2 pseudogenes are annotated in these 895 nt (G+C 70.3%); one reads left to right on the top strand and one right to left on the bottom strand.

Features of this window, described 5'->3' with window-relative positions:
• Positions 1–585 (bottom strand): annotated as a pseudogene (locus CFP71_RS42995) (amidohydrolase); the annotation flags it as partial.
• Positions 586–681: 96 nt separating this feature from the next.
• Between CFP71_RS42995 and CFP71_RS43000 the strand changes: the two are divergent.
• Positions 682–895, top strand: a pseudogene (locus CFP71_RS43000) (glutamine synthetase); the annotation flags it as partial.

The raw sequence follows: 895 nt of genomic DNA on the forward strand, positions 1-895 counted from the left end.
GCCCGCCGCTTCGGCGACCTCGGCGTCCGTGGGCCGCTCCCCCGCCAGTTCGAGGCCGACCCGGTAGGCGGCGATGGACTTGAACCCCACCGCCGTCGTGGCACGTTTCGCCAGTTCCCCAGCGAACGCCGAAGCGAACCCTGCCGCCGTGGTGGACTCGATCACCGCTTCGGCGACCTGTTCGAGGCGGACGATGTCCCGCGCGCGGGACCCGGACAGCTGCGCGAACTGCTCGGTCGTGGTCAGCGTGTCCGGCAGGAAACCGCCGTCGAGCAGGAACTCGGTCGTGCCGGTGGCGCGCAGGAATCGCGCGTTGACCTCGGCGGCGCCCAGTTCTGCGCGCCGGGCCAGATAGACCTCGGCCGGTACATGCGGCGGCAGGTCCAGCATCGGGGCGCAGCGGGCCCGGACCGCGAGGCCGATCAGCGAGTCGAACAGGGTGGTGCCCAGTGAGGAGACGGTGTCGGCCTCGGTGAGCATCTGCTCGAACTCGATCCGGCCGAGGTCGCCGGTGACGACGCCGTGGCAGTGGTGGTCCACCAGCCGCGTCTCGGCGACGAACGGCAGGATCCCGGGTGCCGGCATGAGCGCGTCCCTTCTCGTGATCGACGAGTGCGGCCTCACCCTATGGCCGGATCCGGGCATGGCAAGGGGCCCGCGATGAGGCCAGGATGAGGAACCATGGTGAACCGGGAAGCATTGACCGCCCGCGCGACCGCCCTCACCGGTGATCTCCGGGCGAGGGGCGTCGAACTCGTGGCCCTGACCTTCGTGGACAACGCCGGGATCGCCCGGGTCAAGGCCGTGCCGTTGCGGAAACTGCCGTCCGCCGCCGCCTGGGGTGTCGGTGCTTCGAATTCCTTCGACTTCTTCGGCTCCGACGACGTCATCACCG

It is taken from the genome of Amycolatopsis thailandensis, assembly GCF_002234405.1.
In the GTDB taxonomy this organism is placed as follows: Bacteria; Actinomycetota; Actinomycetes; order Mycobacteriales; family Pseudonocardiaceae; genus Amycolatopsis; species Amycolatopsis thailandensis.